The organism is Acinetobacter sp. CWB-G5 (assembly GCF_019209785.1).
Lineage (GTDB): Bacteria > Pseudomonadota > Gammaproteobacteria > Pseudomonadales > Moraxellaceae > Acinetobacter > Acinetobacter johnsonii.
Genome location: NZ_JAHUTF010000001.1, coordinates 65,453 through 83,016 on the forward strand (window position 1 = coordinate 65,453; position 17,564 = coordinate 83,016).

At 40.7% G+C, this 17,564-nt stretch carries 15 protein-coding genes; 5 read left to right on the forward strand and 10 right to left on the reverse strand.

Going from position 1 to position 17,564, the window contains the following annotated elements; all coding sequences use genetic code 11:
- Positions 1–558: 558 nt before the first annotated feature.
- The 8 genes from KVY11_RS00280 to KVY11_RS00315 form a co-directional block, all read right to left on the reverse strand.
- Entirely contained in the window at positions 559–1,734 is a 1,176-nt protein-coding gene (locus KVY11_RS00280; protein ID WP_218287584.1) for an aminotransferase class V-fold PLP-dependent enzyme, read from the reverse strand.
- Positions 1,735–1,917: 183 nt separating this feature from the next.
- Entirely contained in the window at positions 1,918–2,706 is a 789-nt protein-coding gene (locus tag KVY11_RS00285; protein ID WP_218287586.1) for an amino acid ABC transporter ATP-binding protein, read from the reverse strand.
- Positions 2,696–3,613 (reverse strand): amino acid ABC transporter permease, encoded by a 918-nt coding sequence (locus KVY11_RS00290; RefSeq protein WP_218287591.1) that lies wholly within the window; start codon positions 3,611–3,613, stop codon positions 2,696–2,698. Before KVY11_RS00290 ends, KVY11_RS00285 begins: the two co-directional genes overlap by 11 nt.
- Positions 3,610–4,158 carry a GNAT family N-acetyltransferase gene (locus tag KVY11_RS00295; RefSeq protein WP_218287593.1) on the reverse strand — a complete coding sequence of 183 codons (549 nt, stop codon included), beginning with the start codon at positions 4,156–4,158 and terminating at the stop codon, positions 3,610–3,612. Before KVY11_RS00295 ends, KVY11_RS00290 begins: the two co-directional genes overlap by 4 nt.
- A 159-nt stretch (positions 4,159–4,317) precedes the next feature.
- Positions 4,318–5,319, reverse strand: a complete 1,002-nt coding sequence (locus KVY11_RS00300) for an ABC transporter substrate-binding protein (protein WP_218287595.1) — start codon at positions 5,317–5,319, stop codon at positions 4,318–4,320.
- Positions 5,306–6,649, reverse strand: coding sequence for an LLM class flavin-dependent oxidoreductase (locus KVY11_RS00305; RefSeq protein WP_218287597.1), 1,344 nt, complete (start codon positions 6,647–6,649; stop codon positions 5,306–5,308). The genes KVY11_RS00300 and KVY11_RS00305 overlap by 14 nt, the downstream gene beginning before the upstream one ends.
- A 1-nt stretch (position 6,650) precedes the next feature.
- The gene (locus tag KVY11_RS00310; RefSeq protein WP_218287599.1) at positions 6,651–7,802 is read right to left on the reverse strand and encodes an amidohydrolase; all 1,152 of its coding nucleotides are present in this window, start codon (positions 7,800–7,802) and stop codon (positions 6,651–6,653) included.
- A 13-nt stretch (positions 7,803–7,815) separates the two neighbouring features.
- Positions 7,816–8,820, reverse strand: a complete 1,005-nt coding sequence (locus KVY11_RS00315) for an MsnO8 family LLM class oxidoreductase (protein WP_218287600.1) — start codon at positions 8,818–8,820, stop codon at positions 7,816–7,818.
- A 317-nt stretch (positions 8,821–9,137) separates the two neighbouring features.
- Here KVY11_RS00315 and KVY11_RS00320 point away from each other — a divergent pair, with 317 nt between their 5' ends.
- The 5 genes from KVY11_RS00320 (at position 9,138) to KVY11_RS00340 (ending at position 14,884) form a co-directional block, all read left to right on the forward strand.
- Positions 9,138–11,675 (forward strand): TonB-dependent siderophore receptor, encoded by a 2,538-nt coding sequence (locus KVY11_RS00320; protein WP_218287602.1) that lies wholly within the window; start codon positions 9,138–9,140, stop codon positions 11,673–11,675.
- Between the two features lie 136 nt (positions 11,676–11,811).
- Positions 11,812–12,432 carry a glutathione S-transferase family protein gene (locus tag KVY11_RS00325; protein WP_218287604.1) on the forward strand — a complete coding sequence of 207 codons (621 nt, stop codon included), beginning with the start codon at positions 11,812–11,814 and terminating at the stop codon, positions 12,430–12,432.
- A gap of 447 nt (positions 12,433–12,879) precedes the next feature.
- A complete protein-coding gene (locus KVY11_RS00330) occupies positions 12,880–13,713 on the forward strand; it encodes an energy transducer TonB (protein WP_218287606.1) in 834 nt (277 codons plus the stop codon).
- A 31-nt stretch (positions 13,714–13,744) separates the two neighbouring features.
- Positions 13,745–14,479: a MotA/TolQ/ExbB proton channel family protein gene (locus KVY11_RS00335; RefSeq protein WP_168159772.1), complete on the forward strand. Its 735-nt coding sequence runs from the start codon at positions 13,745–13,747 to the stop codon at positions 14,477–14,479.
- The gene (locus KVY11_RS00340; protein WP_062035397.1) at positions 14,480–14,884 is read left to right on the forward strand and encodes a biopolymer transporter ExbD; all 405 of its coding nucleotides are present in this window, start codon (positions 14,480–14,482) and stop codon (positions 14,882–14,884) included.
- Positions 14,885–15,146: 262 nt separating this feature from the next.
- On the opposite strand, the gene KVY11_RS00345 is transcribed toward KVY11_RS00340, so the two are convergent.
- Both KVY11_RS00345 and KVY11_RS00350 read right to left on the reverse strand, forming a co-directional pair.
- Entirely contained in the window at positions 15,147–16,310 is a 1,164-nt protein-coding gene (locus KVY11_RS00345) for a tetratricopeptide repeat protein (RefSeq protein ID WP_218287607.1), read from the reverse strand.
- Positions 16,311–16,547: 237 nt separating this feature from the next.
- Positions 16,548–17,492 (reverse strand): LysR family transcriptional regulator, encoded by a 945-nt coding sequence (locus KVY11_RS00350; protein WP_218287608.1) that lies wholly within the window; start codon positions 17,490–17,492, stop codon positions 16,548–16,550.
- Positions 17,493–17,564 lie beyond the last annotated feature (72 nt).

Here is a 17,564-nt window from a genome sequence, read left to right on the forward strand (position 1 = left end):
TTTAAAATACACCTGTATAAATTCACTAAAATCTGACAAAAAACTATTAAGATTTTTTAAAAAATCTTATTAAACTTTTTTAAAAATACATGTTAAACCAATGTTTTAAAAATTATTTTTTATATGTAAAACAAATAGATAACAATAAAAACTATTTTTTATAAATTGAAAAACATCTATTTTAAGAATTATACACATTAAAAATAAAATTGTTTTTTTATGTAACATTAAAAATGAAAAAGCACATTTTTTTTATGTATATTTATGAGAACAATATCACAATAGCATGTATTTATTGCATTTAAAAACACAATATTTAACATGCTAAGCGCTACCGATTGCCAAAAACAAAAAATCACTATTTTGATTTTACACACACTTTTTTTTATTTTAGATACCCATACATCTAGTACTGAATTAAACTAAAACCAATTTGTATTTTACTAAATACGCATCACTTACACAAAATTTGCATACCATCTTTATCAGTTAAAAAACTAGAGAAAATTTTATTAATAAACTCTAGTTTTTAATCCAAATAAATCATAGTTTTAAGAATTAGACAAAAGATAACTGTGTTGTTGCCTTTTTTTCCTTTAAAACCATTACTAAATGCTTCAACAATATTTCTATATGATCTTGCGTGGTATATCTTCCAAAACTAAGACGTACCGTATTTGACACTAAATTTTCACTCAGTCCTAAAGCACTTAATACATGCGACGGTGTGGCATGATGCGAATTACAAGCCGAGCCACTTGAAACTGCGGCAACCTGTTTAATGGCGGCAATAATAGAATTAGCTCGTTCGCCTAAAAAACTCATATTTAAATAATTTGCGACATGCTGTGTAGCATGGCCATTTAAGTTCACGGGTGTCAAAGCCTGTAAACCTTGCAATAGCTTATTCCTTAGATGTTGGATCCGCTGTTGTTCTTCCACTAAGACTAATTTAGCCAGTCTGCAAGCTTCGCCCATTCCAACGATTTGATGTGTGGCTAAAGTTCCCGAACGTAAACCCTGTTCATGTCCACCGCCATGAATTTGTGTCTTGATCTGTTTTTGAATGTCTTGACGAACATAGAGCGCACCAATGCCTTTGGGTCCATAGATTTTGTGGGCAGATAAACTGAGTAAATCAATCTGCATCTCTTGAACATCAATGGCTTTTTTTCCCGCAGCTTGAGCAGCATCGACATGAAATAAAATTTGATGCTGATGTGCAATATGACCAATCGCTTGAACATCGGTTAACGTCCCAATTTCGTTATTAACCATCATCAGCGAAATTAAAACCGTATTGGATTGAATGGCCTGTTCCACCTGTTCTGGGTGAATCACACCTGTACCCAACTCAGGTTGTAAGTAAGTGACCTGAAAACCGAGACTTTCTAACTCGGTACAGGTATCTAGCACAGCTTTATGCTCTATTTTACTGGTAATGATGTGTTTATTTTTATGCTTATAGATATCTAAAGTGCCTTTGATCGCGAGGTTATTCGATTCTGTCGCACCTGAAGTCCAAATAATTTCTTGCGGATTGGCGTGGATTAAATTGGCAACATGCTGTCTAGACGTGGTGATATGTTTTGCAGCATCCCAACCATAATGATGCGATTGTGAGGCTGGGTTTCCAAAATCACCTTCTACAGACAAACATCGAATCATTGCTTGAGAAATTTCAGGAAGTATAGGTGTTGTTGCTGCATAATCCAAATAAATTAATCTGCTCATTTTAATCACTATTAAAAATAAATTTAAAATGATTATAAACGATGAAATTTATTCTATTTATATGGATTTAATCATACCTTATCAACAAAATTAAACTTATAAAAAAATCGTTAGTTTTATCATTCACCAACGATTTTAATATATGAAACTAAAATAGATATCATTAAAAAATAAGACTCAAATTTATAAAACCCGAGATAAAAAGTTTTGAGTACGCTCTTCTTTAGGATGTTCCAGAACTTGTTGAACGGTTCCTTGTTCAACAATTCGCCCTTGATCCATAAACACAACATGATCGGCAACTTCTCGTGCAAAAGCAATTTCATGCGTTACAATCACCATGGTTTTACCTAATTTCGCCAAGCTTTTGATTACATTTAAGACTTCCCCTACCAACTCAGGGTCTAAAGCGGAGGTCGGTTCATCAAATAAAATCACTTTAGGATCTAAGGCTAAAGCTCTGGCAATCGCAACGCGCTGCTGCTGACCACCAGAAAGCTGTTTGGGCCATGCTTCAACCTTATCTCTTAGCCCCACTAAACCCAATAATTGATTGGCTTTTAAAATCGCTTGATCTTTACTCAATTTTTTATGTGCTAAGGGTGCTTCAATAATATTTTGCAAAACATTTAAATGTGGAAATAAATTAAAATTCTGGAACACATAACCCACAGATTTACGTTGTTTTAAAATGTCTCGTTCTTTTAACTCATAGAGTTTATCGCCTTTTTTATGATAGCCGATAAACTCATCATCAATTTGAATAAATCCTGCATCCACACGTTCTAGATGATTTATCGTTCGTAATAAAGTGGATTTACCCGATCCAGATGGACCAATAATTACCGTCACGGATCCCGCGGGAATATCAAGGCTGATATCCTGTAATGCCGCATGTCCTGCATAATTTTTAAATACATGGCTCACTTGAATATGACCATTTGCAGGAGATGTTGATTGATTAATGATCATAGCTAGCTCCTATACGCGGCTGAGTCGTGTGTGGCTGCGCTTTCTTGAAAAAAACAAAGCTATTCACGGCTGATTTCCGCTCGCCTTTTGCCAATATTCTTTCGATATACCACTGCACGATGGAAAATACACTGGTCACAATTACGTACCAAACGGCGGCAACCATCAACAAAGGAATCACTTCTTGGTTGCGGTTATAGATCATTTGTACGGTGTAAAAGAGTTCAGGCATTGCCAAAACATACACAATCGATGTGCCTTTAGATAAACCGACACATTCATTAATAATCGCGGGGATAATACTGCGAATGGATTGCGGTAAAATAATGCGCGTCGTACGGCGCCACCATGACAATCCCAATGCTGCCGCTGCTTCAAATTGACCATGATCGACAGACAAAATCCCACCTCGAATGACTTCGGCGGTATAGGCGCTTTGTACAATCACCAAACCGACCAAAGCGGTTGAGAACTGATCCAATGCATTGATGGTTTTGAACTGGGCAAAGACCGTGTCGGTAAAAGGCACACCGACATTGATATATTCATATAAATAAGAAAAATTATAGAGAATAATCAACACCAACAGCAGTGGTAATGATCTGAACATCCAGATATACACCCATGCCAATGAGCGAATTAACCAAGATGATGACAGCCTCATCATGGCTACAATGGTACCCAAAATTAAACTGAAAATGATTGACCAAAAGGTCAGTTTCAGCGTCATCATCAAACCCCGAAGAATCGCAGGGTCAAAGAACCATTGCCTAAAAACAGGCCAGCCCCAGTTTTGATTGGAAAATATCGATTCCGCGACGACTGCAATAATCAATACCGAAAATGCGACGCCAATGTAGCGCAGTGGATGACGTGCTGGAACGATTTTATAGTGCTCTAAACTCATGCGACCTCCTTTTGCAGTAAAGTCTTTCTAAAAGGAAGCCCACCGTGTAAAGGCGCACCAATATAACGATCAAAATTAAAATCTGGGGTGAGTTCAAACTGCGGTTCATAACCTAAACTCAAATACAATTTCACCGCTGGAATTTGCTTAAACCCTGTGGTGAGAAAGATTTTGCTATACCCCGCAGCGAGCGCACTTCGTTCTAGTTCTTTGACTATTTTTGCAGCCAATCCCTGTTTCCGTAAGTTCCGATGTGACCAAATCCGTTTAAGTTCCGCTGTTTCTGCGTCATAACGTTTATATGCCCCCATTGCAATGACTTCATCATCACGTTTCAGCACCACAAACAAACCATGTGGAGGTAAAAAGTCTTCCGTACCTTCATAGCGTTCCCGATGTGTGGCTTTTTTACGCTCATCAATCACTTGTGCGTCTTGACGAGCAAAAAAATCACCATAAATTTCTTCATATTCAGCAAATAACTGATCAAGCAAAGGTTGTGCTTCGGGTACATCAACTGGCATTTGGATAAATTTTTCTTGCATAATGACCTCTTATTTATCCTGAATCAATTGAAGACTAATCTAATCCAATTAATCAGTTTTCAAACTTTTTTACGTGTGAGCCGCTCTCCCATTGTTGTAGCAACTCATCACACTTATTAATGCCAGAACAAAATTACCACTGTCTGGGCGTTGTACCTTTTAGTCTCCTAGCCCCGGCGGGTTGATTACAGAATGCTGAATCGCTTCTGCCTGTGCCCCCCAACGCGCTAAGACTTTTTGATACTCTCCTGTTTGAATTACTCCATTTAAAGCTGTCTGTACCGCATCGGCCAAACCACTGCCTTTTTTCAGCGTGACCCCCAATTCGGCAGGTCGTGTTCCACCACCGAGTGCTGTTCCTGCTAAACGGATTTTTGCACCATTTGCTGCTTGCCATGCATAAGCAACGTTAGGACCAAATAAGGCATCAACCCGCCCAGACTGAAGCGCTAAACTTGCGGAAGCACCGTCATCGTAATAAAGTGCCTGCCCCGGTGGCAGCCCTTTCTTTTTATTGTCCTCAATCCAGTCCAACAGCACTTTTTCCTGATTGGTACCAGAACCAACAATCACTTTTAAACCTGAAATATCATCGGGACCTTTGATGGCTTTGACTTTGCTTTTCTCTGCGACATAAAAAGCCAATACGTCTTGGCGATAGGTCGCAAAGTCGAATTTCTCCTTACGCTCTTTGGTCACAGTGACATTGGCAATGGCTGCATCATATTTGCCACTAAGTACACCGAGCGGCCAGTCTTCCCACGAGGTACGAACCAGTTTCAGCTTTAAACCCAAACTGTCTGCAATCAAACGAGCAATATCAATTTCAGTTCCAATATAGGTTTGATTATCAGGCCCCAATACACTTAAAGGTGGCGCTCCTGAAATCGCAGCAACGGTAAAATAATCCGCATTTACAAACTTAAAATCTTTTGGGATTTTTTGACTGGCTTCTGCATTTTGAGCAACATGAATAGGCGTCATATTCTGTTTTAACTTTGCAAGCTCACGGCTATAAAAATCGGTTTTATCGGTCGATTTTGTAGACTCGGCTGTTGAACTCGCTGTTTGTGTAGATGCCTGTTCTTTACTGCATCCAACCAGAGACATTCCTAGAAACAGTGCCAAAGCAATCGCCAAAGGTGTTTTATTCAACGGCATGAAGCTGTTCCTTTTCTGATGGTTCAAATTGATTTTCTGGTCGCTTTAAACCAAAACTAGAACGTAAAGTGTTGCCCGGATACTCGGTACGATATAGGCCACGCTGTTGCAGCAATGGCACGACTTTTTCAACAAAAGTGTCTAAAGTTTTTGGGGTTGCACCGGCAATAATGAAGCCATCTGCCGCTTCTTCTCTTACCCACAGTTCTAACTGATCTGCGATTTCTTCTACCGTTCCAGCAAAAGGTGGATGTGGAGTTGCTGCTTGCAGTGCAACCTGACGTAAAGTTAAATTCTCTGCTTTGGCTTTACGTTTAATTTCATCAGTACCACTTTTGAAGCTGTTTTCACCGAGTGTTCCCAGTTCTGGAAAAGGTGCATCGAGTTCATATTGAGAAAAATCATGATGCTCAAAGAAACGGCCTAAATAATTCAGCGCGTCCTCTATCGTCACCAATGCAGCAGTTTCAAGATATTGACGCTCTACGTCCTTAGCAGAATCCCCGATCAAGACCCCAATCCCTTGGAAAATGAGCAAATCATCTGCGTCGCGACCATTCTTAATCACTTGCTGTTTCACATCTAAGTAAAACGCTTGTGCTTCTTCCAAAGAGGCTTGATGGGTAAAAATAGCATCAGCATGTTTCGCGGCTAATACACGACCTGCACCCGATGCTCCAGCTTGGAATAGAATCGGACGGTCTTGTGGCGAACGCTCCACATTGAGGGGGCCTGCCACTTCAAAATGTTTACCTTGATGATTCAGCGTATGTAATTTACTGCGCTCAAAAAATTGCCCTGTTTCTTTATTACGAACAAAAGCACCTTCACCCCATGAGTCCCAAAGCCCTTTGGCTACCTGCAAATATTCATCTGCAATTTCATAACGTTGACTGTGCTCAGGATGCTGCTTGCGGGTATGATTTTTTGCAGTACCTTCTAGTGGTGTGGTTACCACATTCCATCCTGCACGACCGCCACTTAAATGATCCAGACTGGCAAACTGACGCGCAATGGTAAAAGGCTCGCTATACGAGGTCGACACCGTACCCACTAAACCAATATTTTGGGTCACACTGGCTAGAGCTGAAAGCAAGGTAATTGGTTCAAAACGGTTGAGAAAATGGGGTATTGATTTTTCATTGATATATAAACCATCAGCCACAAAGACAAAATCAAACTTTGCCTGTTCTGCCTGAAGCGCGACGTTTTTTGCAAATTCAAAATTGATACTGGCATCGACTACCGCTTCAGGATGGCGCCATGCAGACATATTTCCGTTTGCACCGTGTAAGATTGTTCCAAAGCGAATTTGTTTGGTATTACTCATGTTAGACCTCTGCATTTTTATGAATAGACTCAAGTGCTTGTGTTGCTAAGGCAGCAAAGTACTGAGCAGCTGGATAAATTAAAGATTCATTGGGTTGATATTGGGGATGGTGAAGCCCGAAGTGACTAGCACTGCCGATACTGACAAAGGCACCCGAGATCTGTTCTAAATAGGCGCCAAAGTCTTCACCGATCAAATAAAGCGGTGCTTCTTGCACCTCATAACCTTGCGCACGAGCAACGCTTTGGCTCAGTTCAGCCCATGTTGCAGTATTGATTAATGCGGCGGGGCCATTGTCCCAATCCACTGCAATGTCAACTGAGTGGGCAAGTGCAATACCTTGTGCAATTTGTTTAAGTTTTTCTTCAACAGCTAAGCGAACTTCCGAAGAATGGGTTCGTACCGTGCCCTCTAAGCGAGCTTCTTCTGGCAGGATGTTCCAGCTTGTGCCCGCATGTACTTGGGTAATACTGACTACACAGGTGTCTAAATTATTTATGCTACGACTGGTAATGGTTTGCACAGCACTAGTCAACTGTGCTGCCACAACGATTGGATCTTTGGTTTCATGCGGACGCCCTGCGTGACCGCCCTTGCCTTTAATCACAATTTTGAATCGGTCGACGTTGGCATAAAATGCACCAGAGCGTGTTGCAAAAGTGCCTAGAGGTAACTCGGGAACATTGTGAAAACCAAAAATGGCGGATACATCTTTCAAGGCACCGCTATTGAGTACTTCATAAGCGCCGCTATAAGTTTCCTCCGCGGGCTGAAAAATAACGCGTACCGTACCTTTTAATTCAGACGCTTGCGCTTTGAGTAAAATCGCAGCGCCTAAAATGCTTGAGCTATGTAAATCATGTCCACAAGCGTGCATTACCCCGTTTTGAGTCGAACGAAAGTCTTGCTCAATTTCTTCATGAATGGGTAACGCATCGATGTCTGCTCGAATAGCCACAATTGGATAACCCGTGCCAATATCTGCAATCAGTCCTGTTTTTAAGCCCCAAGTTGAAGTTTCAATGCCGTATTCAGACAGCCATTGTTTTAACTTATCGGTGGTTTGAAACTCTTGCCCTGATAATTCTGGATGACGGTGTAACTCATGTCTCCAACTGAGCAACTGCTGTTCAAGTAACTGTCTATTTGACATCAATTTCTCCAACTCAAGCTGCAAGCACAGCGTGCTGCGCCAGTAAAGTTAGAGATTTCAGACGCGTTGCATGATCCAACAGTGGCGATTCGACAATAAATTCATGAATTCCATATTGTTGATGCAAAGCTTGTAACTGTTGATGAATATCCTCAACCGTACCTTTAATAATGTTCAACTGCTCTTTTTTAAGGCTTTTAATCGCAGATTGAGCTTGTCGCGAAAACTCCTGTCCGCTTTGCTCATTCGGAATCTTTACCCGTTGACCATTCTCAAGTTCTAAGGTCCAAACGGATAGCCCTGCTGCCAGTTCTTCTGCTTGATCACGGCTATCTGCCACAATAATTTGTGCCGCAACAATGGCTCTTTTTCCTGACGAATAGTGTGAGTAAGTCTGTAAAGCATCTTGAAGTAAGGTGGCATCACCATTTAAATGCGCAGCAAATACAAAGTTCCAGCCCAAATCTGCCGCAAGTCGAGCACTTTCAATACTCGCACCCAGCAAGAACTTTTCTGCGACCTGATCTGGTGTTGGAGTTGCAGCGACTTGATCTGGCTGATTACAATCAAATTTAGAATGTAAATAACGATCTAATGCTTCTAGTTGTGCTTTAAAACTTCCTTTTAATGACTGATCAAGCCCGAGCTGTAGCGCCTGAGTAGAGACAGGAAAACCACCAGGTGCTTTGCCTACCCCCAAGTCCACGCGGTCAGGTGCAAGACTTGCTAAAACATTAAAATTTTCCGCAACTTTATAAGGACTGTAGTGTTGCAACATCACCCCACCCGAACCAATTCGAATGCTTTTAGTCTGTGCCAATAACCATGCAATCAAAATTTCGGGAGATGGACTAGATAACAAAGCTGTGGAATGGTGCTCAGCCACCCAGTAACGATAAAAGCCTAAAGCTTCTGCCGTTTGAGCAATTTGCAAGGCATTTTTAAATGACTGTTCCGCGCTGATACCTTCGGCTCTTGGACATTTATCCAGTATGCTTAATTTATAATTCAGCCCCATTTTCTATTTCCCAAAAGATGTAAAGTTGGGATCTATTAAACAAATTTACGTTTTAAAAATTAAATATTAAATAAACTTAAAGTTATATAAAAAAGTGAAAATATAATTTTCCACAATTAGATTCAAATGTTATTAAAAATAAAGAAAAACTTATTAATGTTTCAATAAAAACTTATTTACCCAAAACTGATATTTAAATGATTATTTAATATTTAACAATAAAAAAACAATCGATATATTGACTACCAGAATCGAAATACTCATCAGATTATTTTTTAAGTAAACCTCTATAAATTACATCATCATTGGAAAATATAATGCTGCACACCAAGTTAATACAGCCCCAGCCTGAAAAGCTGGGTTTTAAAATATCACTCCTTCATCAATCCATTTTTTTTGCATTAACTTGCGGAATTACCGGCTCAATCTACGCTGAAGATATTCAACAAAAAACCGTGACATCCGCTGAAAAAGAAGATGTTCAACAACTCGAAAGCGTAGTCGTGGTAGGCAACCGCGGTGGTATTCGTACTATCACTGAAAGCCCTGCACCTGTAGATGTGATTAGTGGAGAGCAACTCGTCAAACAAGGCAATACCCTCGCTTTAAGAGACATTTTGGCAAAAGTAATTCCTTCTTTTAGCGTGGCTACCGTGCCTAGCCAACCTGATGGTTACGGAGCTGTGGCCCGTTCTGCGGGTTTACGTGGTTTAGGTGGTGGGCATACACTCGTGCTAGTGAATGGGAAACGGCGCCATGTGGGTGCTTTGGCCATTAACAAATACGGCTTTGGCGAGGGCTACCAAGCCGCGGACTTAGATCTAATTCCAATTGGTGCTATTGCGCGGGTTGAAGTTTTACGTGATGGTGCAGCAGCCCAATATGGTTCCGATGCCATTGCAGGGGTGATCAACATTGTGCTCAAGTCTGCTGATAATGGCGGCAATATTAGTGCCACCTATGGTGGTCGCGAGCATTATTCAGGCACTGACCGAAATGGAGAAACCTTCCAACTGAATGCCAACGTTGGTGCACCACTGGGACAAGAAGGCTTTATCAATTTTGGTTTTGACCTGAAAAATCAGGATGCCACCACTCGTGCAGGTGCTGTTTCAGGCAGAATCTATTCAAAAGTGAATGGTCAAGATGACCCACGTGAAGCCACGGTAGATCGTAATTTAAATAAATTAGGTCTGCCTTCGGTTGAACAGTTTAACGTTTCTGCAAATGCTGAGCTTCCGCTAAGCGATGCAGCCACCCTATATAGCTACACCACCGCGGGCTGGCGTGATGCCTCGACTGGTGCATCCTACCGTCGTCCAAACTCCAGATCGGGTATTGTTGAAATCTTTCCAAATGGTACGACACCCGATGTCATTTTAAGTGAAACGGATGTACAAACCGTTTGGGGATTAAAAGGCGATAATGTGCTCAGCTGGGCATGGGATTTGAGTAGCTCCTATGGTAAAAACACGCAAGACCACTCTACGCAAAATAACCTCAACCCATCTCTTGGACCGTCTAGCCCGACTTCATTTGGTTTGCAAAAATATGATGCTTATCAATGGGTCAGCAACCTTGACCTAAAGAAAACCTTCGATATTGGTTTTGGTGCAACGCCGCTCAGCGTTGCTTGGGGCCTCGACTATCGTAAAGAAGGTTGGTCTTCTAAAGCCACTGATCCTTTAGCTTATAAAAATGGTGGTTATATTATTCCTACGGGTGATAATGCGGGTTTAACTGCGACTGTGGGGACTTTTGGTGCTCGTGTACTGTTACCTGAAGATGAAGCCGATATTAGCCGTAGTAACACCGCCGCCTATTTAGACTTGGGCTTAGATGTAACCGAAAACTGGTTTGTGGGTTTAGCGGGTCGTTTTGAGCATTATGATGACAGTTCAGGCGATACCTTTAACGGTAAAATTAACAGCCGTTATGAGTTCAATCCTCAACTGGCAGTACGCGGAACAGCCAGTACAGGCTTCATTGCACCCTCTTTATACCAACAAGGTTTTGCCAGTACAGGCATTGTGAGTACGGTAAACAATGGTGTTCGCTCCGATGTCTACAGTAAGTCGGTACGTACCGACTCTGCGCTGGGTCAAGCTCTCGGTGCAGAAGCACTCGATCCAACCAAATCGACCAACTTCTCACTAGGCCTAACCTATAGCCCATTCAAAAACTTTAATCTTGCAGTCGATGCTTATCGTATAGAGCTGAAAGATCGTATTGCGTCCACGGCGGGACTTACTGGAACAGGCATCAATAACATCTTGGCGGCAAATGGTTTTTCTAACGTCAACTATGTCACATACTATGCCAACTTATTTGATACAGAAACCAATGGGGTCGATGTTGTTGCGGACTATACCCAACAGTTAAACAAATATGGTCGTATCCGCTGGAGCTTAGGCTTCAACTGGAATGAAACCGATATTACAGCGATTGCAGATAATCCAAGTCAGTTAGATGGTATCAATATTGATCGTATCACCCGTCGTACCAAAGGTATGATCACCGATGCAGATCCGAAAACCAAATTCACGTTGGCTGCGAATTGGCAATACGCAAAACTAGATTTAAATACCCGTTTATCCCGTTATGGCAGTTACATTGCACGCAGCGAGACAGCTGCGACAGACCAAACCTTTGATGCTAAATGGATTGTCGATTTAGATGCGACATATAACCTCACAGACAGTCTGTCTTTGACTTTAGGTGCAGATAACGTGTTCAACACCTACCCTGAAAAATCCAACATTGTCGATGGCTTAGGTGAAAACTACTATGCCCAGCTTTCGCCGTTTGGACTCTATGGTGGTTATTACTATGGTCGTGTCAGCTATCGTTTCTAAAATCACTTAAACCTAAATACTTTGGTGAAATTGTAATATCGCCTCTGTCGTTTTGACTATTCAGAATGGTGATCGCTTAAATACTAGATTTTACCAAAGTACGGCATCTTCACATTCCAAATCTCAGAGAAAATATATGAGCATCACCATTTGGGGTAGACCCAACTCTTTAAATGTCCACAAAGTACTTTGGCTTGCAGCCGAACTTGGACTTCAATTTGAACATATTCCTGCGGGACAGCGGTATGGCCTGACAGATACTGCTGAATTTTTAGCGCTCAATCCCAATGGTCTGATTCCAGTCATTCAAGACGGTGACACGGTTTTGTGGGAATCCAATACCATTTTGCGTTATTTGACTGAAGTTTATGGAAAAAATACATTGTGGATTGAAGACCCACGCTTACGCTTTAGCGCAGAGAAATGGATTGATTGGTACACCACCACCGTCCTGCCTGTGTTTGGAATCGTGTTCTTTAATTTGGTTCGTCAGCCTGAAGACAAAAGAGATTTGGCTGCGGTCAAAGTCGCAGCAGAAAAACTAGAAAAGATCTTGGATGTTGCCAATGCTGAGTTGGCTAAACAGCTCTATCTGTCTGGCTCTCATTTTGGCGTTGCGGATATTCCATTGGCTTTAGCACTCAATCACTGGTTCAATTTAGATGTTGAGCGCCAGCATGATCATACGCACTTAAAAGCATGGATCGAACGCATTAGAGCACGTGAGCACTTTCTAAAAGTGGCCAATATTCTTTAGTTAAGCGTTATTGCTGCATTTTTAAAAATTTTAGCTTTAAATAAAATAAGGCTGCCCTGTATATGGACAGTCTTATTGCATATAAATAGATTTATTTAGCAGAGATATAAAATTACCCCATAATAAAAATTAAATACAAGATTAACCATAAACAGATATCTAAAAAACAAAATAAATTATCTATAATTATTATAAGGCGCCATCTTTAATTATTCTTTTATCACTTTTTATCAAAATACTAATCTAAAAAAGTTCTTTTTCTATTTTTAAAAAATAACTCATTATATTTTTAATCTCTCATTTAACTAAATTATTTCACGCATCTGTGAATTAATTAAAAACTTAGAATTGAAAGAATATTTCCTTATTCAAATTAAACCAATTTAATTAATGAAAAAAAATATTCTGCAATGCAAATTAAATCTTATTGAATGGTGCATTACTGATATGAGTGAAGTCAGTCGAAGTCCTTTTAAAAAGGCAATTTTGTTTGAACAACTTCAAAATGTTCAGTCCAATGTATTTCATGCTGTAGATCCATTTGTTGCCCACTTGGCAAGTCCGATCACAGCAGAAAAACCTGTTCAGACCCATAAGATCTTTTGGGCGATTGGTGCTGTTCTGGCGTTACATTACGGCATTTTTTATCTTGCAGAGCATCTTCCAACACCACCCTTGGTCGTGAAAAAGCCTGAACCAATCGCGATTGTAATTGAAAAACCTAAGGAAGAGCCGCCTAAGGTGATTGAACCCAAACTCAAACAGGAAATACAAAAACCGATCATTCCACCTGTTTCAGCAAAGCCTCAGCCTGTACAAAAACCAGTGGTTGAAAAATCCATTCAGAAGCCTGTCGAGCAGAAGCCAATTGAGCAGCCTAGACCAGTCGCTAAATCCGTGGCTCAACCTGTACCGCAGGCTGAACCTACAGAAAACGTCGCACCGACCCAGAAAGTCGCTGAACCTGTGACTAAGCCTGCGCAAGAAAACTTGCCCGTGACAGCAGCTAAAGGTTATGCCGGTTATTTAAGTAATCCTGCACCTGAATACCCAGAAGTAGCATTAGACCGTGGTTGGGAAGGTGTTGTGATGTTACGTGTGAAAGTCTCCCCCACAGGCAGTCCATTGGAAATCAACCTGAAAAATAGCAGCGGCAAAAAAGTACTGGATGATGCCGCTGTAAAAATTGTGAAGCGCTGGAAATTTTCACCTGCACTACGTGGCAACACACCAGTTGAAGGTTGGGTCGATGTTCCGATTCACTTCAAATTACCCAATTAAACTGTAAAATTTTATCTTAGGAAAATTCGATATGTCTGATATTAATACGATTATTCATGATGCCACCATTTGGTTATTGATCGGTTTTTCGATCGTAACGTGGGTTTTAATTGTGGTGAAAGCCGTACAAACCTCAAAAGCCACCAAACAAAGTAAACTTTTTGTCGATAGTTTCTGGTCAGCCCAGAACTTGGCAGATGCAATTGGTCAGTCTGAAGATGCGCAGGGACCGACAGCACGTATTGCCCAAACTGGTTTTAAAACCTTGACTGAAGCCAATGAAAAAACCCATCAAGACTTACAACAAACCTGGAGTCGTCAGGATTTGTTAGAGCGACACTTACGCAAGCAAATTCTTGCCGAACGTCGTCAACTGGAAAAAGGTTCAGCTGTTCTTGCATCCATTGGGAATAATGCTCCATTTATTGGTTTGTTTGGAACCGTGTTCGGAATTATTCATGCCTTACAGGCGATTGCACAATCTGGTAGTGCCAGTATGGATGTGGTTGCTGGTCCAATTGGCCAGGCACTGGTTGCAACAGGCATTGGTATTGCTGTGGCTGTGCCTGCTGTACTTGCCTATAACTATTTTGTACGTAAAGTAAAAGGCATTGGTGCAGATTTAGATGACTTTGCAACAGACTTTGTCAGCCTTACTCAAAAAGTAGGTTTCCAACTGCCAACCAAAACTCAAACTGTGCATGTTGCAGCAAAACCAGTGGCGACGCATCAGTTATCATCTCAAGAAAAGGAGGCTTTGGCTTAAATGGCAATTTCAACTTCTCAAGATGACGATGTCGTCAGTGACATTAACATTACCCCACTGGTCGATGTGATGTTGGTGTTATTGATCGTGTTTATCGTCACGGCGCCTTTATTAACCAATAGCGTAAAGGTCAACTTACCCAAAGCTGCACCGACACAATCTACTGATCAAAACAAAGCATTGGTGATTAGTGTAAAACCTAATGGCGCAATCTTTTTGGATAAAGACCCAGTCAAACTCGAAAATTTTGAGCAAGAAATCACACAGCGTAAAAATGCCAACAGCAAGTTAGCATTAAACCTAAATGCCGATGAAACTGTCCCTTATGGTACGGTGGCTAAACTTTTAGCCAGTATAGAACGTGTCGGTGTAGAGAAGTTATCAGTGATTACCGAACCGAAATAATCGATTACTCACTGAAATCCAAGGCATCTTCAACATTTCGGGCTGTATTGATCCTAATGTTGTAGGTGTCTTTTTATTGGACGTAAAAATTCTGGCTTGCAACATTACTCTATACTTCGCCATTTGCCATGCTAACGACATAAAAAGATCACAAAAGCCTCAAATAAAAAAGCAGCCTTCGAATTAGACATAATGATCCAACTTCTAGAGTGCATTTCGCTCTAGTACGGCTTATTCAGTTTAAGCCAATATATTAATAGACTTAGCGACTCACTCGCTGAATAGCCTCATCATAGGTCGCACTTGGCTTGTATTGGTTTGCTAGTTGATAATGTTGTTTGGCTTGAACATAGTCCTGATTATTTTCATAAATTTTACCAATGTTGTAATGTGAATATGCTTTAGTATTGTCATTAGATGCCAAGGCAATCGCCTTTTGATTTGCCCATAACGCTTCAGATGAATGATTCAACTTTTGATAAGCAACAGCAAGATTGCTATAGGTTTGTCCAACGTTTGGATTGTAATCAATAGATTGTTGATAAATCAGTGCAGCTTGTTCAAATTGATTGTTTTTATACGCTTTATCCGCTTGCAAATTCAGTGCTTTAGCCCTTGCCTGTGCGTTGGCTGAAACAGGAACATAATGCAGCTGCATCGCTTGGCTTTGGTAACTCGATACAGTTGAACCAACTTGGCTTGCCCCAATAGTTGTCCCTGAAATACGATTAATATCTTGGATTTCACCCTCTGGACTAATGCGGAACACAGTCCATAAATTTCCTGTCAGCCCCGTTGGAATATAATAAGAACGGATCAAAGACTCGCCAGCATAGACCATAACTTTAGCTTGGCTATTCGACAGGTTCGCAGTATTGGGTTTGGCGCGATCTGAATAATCATGCACTGAATAAACATAATATTGCCCGTCTAAACGTTTATCGATGGTTACGGTTTCAGGGCCATAAGAGTCTGTGTCGTCGACATCTAAATTGGCATCTTGCCCTTGTTTATTGTCCCAATAGACATGTTGATTTTTATAGCTTAAGTGCGAGTCCAAATCTAAAGGACTCTGTCCCCAGTTTAAAACAATTCGCATACTGTTTAAGTCTTTCAATACAGGGCTTAAAGCATAGGTCATGCCATCACAGGGACATTTTGCAACTAGTGTAGAATAGCCTGATTTTTTGATAATCAATAAATTGTCTGCGCCATTCGCACTACTACTATTCACCCTTGCTCGGCCGTCTGCATTAGTTGAAGTTGATGCAGACTGTTCACCATTTTTTTGTAAAATGACTTGTGCATTCGCAATATTTTGATCTTTTACCGTTGCACTTAAAACATGAATATTGGTTGTATCTGCATAGCCCAAAGTAGGGATGCTTAAACCCAAGATAGAAGAATAAAGTAGATGTTTTTTCATTGCATATCTCTTATTAAATTGCTTATTTCATTTTAAAGTCTTTTCAACGCTAGGACTTAAACATTAAATCATTCAAATTATGCGGTACATTGGATGCATATACTATGGCTTAAATATCGATAGTCTGCTTAGGCTATTTCAAAGATGCATCATCAATGTTTACTCTTCATCGCCTATCTAACTCAGCATAAATATTAGTCATGCTCTAAGCTCTTTGAAAGATGCTATTTTAATAAATTAAGCAAGCGTCTCTTCAGTTTTTAGGACGGGTTCTAAACTCAGTTTCTGCGCAATAAACTGGATAAAGACCTCTATTTTCGGAGCTAAATAGCGTGTCGGTGGATAAAGCAACCAAGCATCTCCACTATAATAGGTCTTGAAATGCCAATCTGGTAATACTTGAATCAGTGCTTGGTTATTTAAAGCATGTCTCGCCATAAAATAAGGCAAACTTGCGACTCCCATATGCTTCAAAGCCGCATCAAGTCGGATACCAGTATGATTCGCCGAATATCGTCCTTTTACAGTCACACTGGTGGTTTTATTACCCTTTTGGAATTTCCACTTTGAATCACTGACTTGTTCACCCAAATAAATACATTGATGTTGGCTTAAATCACTCGGTTGCTGAGGTGTTCCATTCTTTTTTAAATACTCGGCTGTCGCCACTAAGACATGGTCAATACGAATGAGCTGTCGGCCCTTTAAGCCCAACGGCGGTTCATTGGTGATGCGTATGGCCAAGTCAATTTCATCATCAATAAAGTCTATGAAACGATCTTCCAACAGCAGTTGAATATCTATTTGAGGATAAAGTTCAAGAAACTCGGGTATATACGGATGAATCAGATAATGCCCTACGGCTTTCGGTACACTGATCCGAACGGTCCCACTCGGTTCAGTATTGAATTTGCCTGAATGCTCAATCACTGCTTGGGCAGCTCTAACCATCTCTAAACAATGGTCATAAGTTTGTTTTCCACTCTCACTTAAACGCAGTTTTCGCGTTGTTCTTTCAAGCAGCCTTGTTCCTAAAGCCCGTTCCAATCGGCTGATGGCTTTACTCACTGCGGACGGTGTATTTCCAAGCTGTCGAGCCGTTTCTGAAAAACTGCCAGTCTCCACAACTTTGACAAAAATAGCCATTTCTTGGAGTAAAGCCATACTTTGATTTGTGCTCATGAGGAAAAAGTAATTTAATTTTTTACTAGATTATCATCAATAATTAGGCCTCATATAATCTTTTCTGTGAAA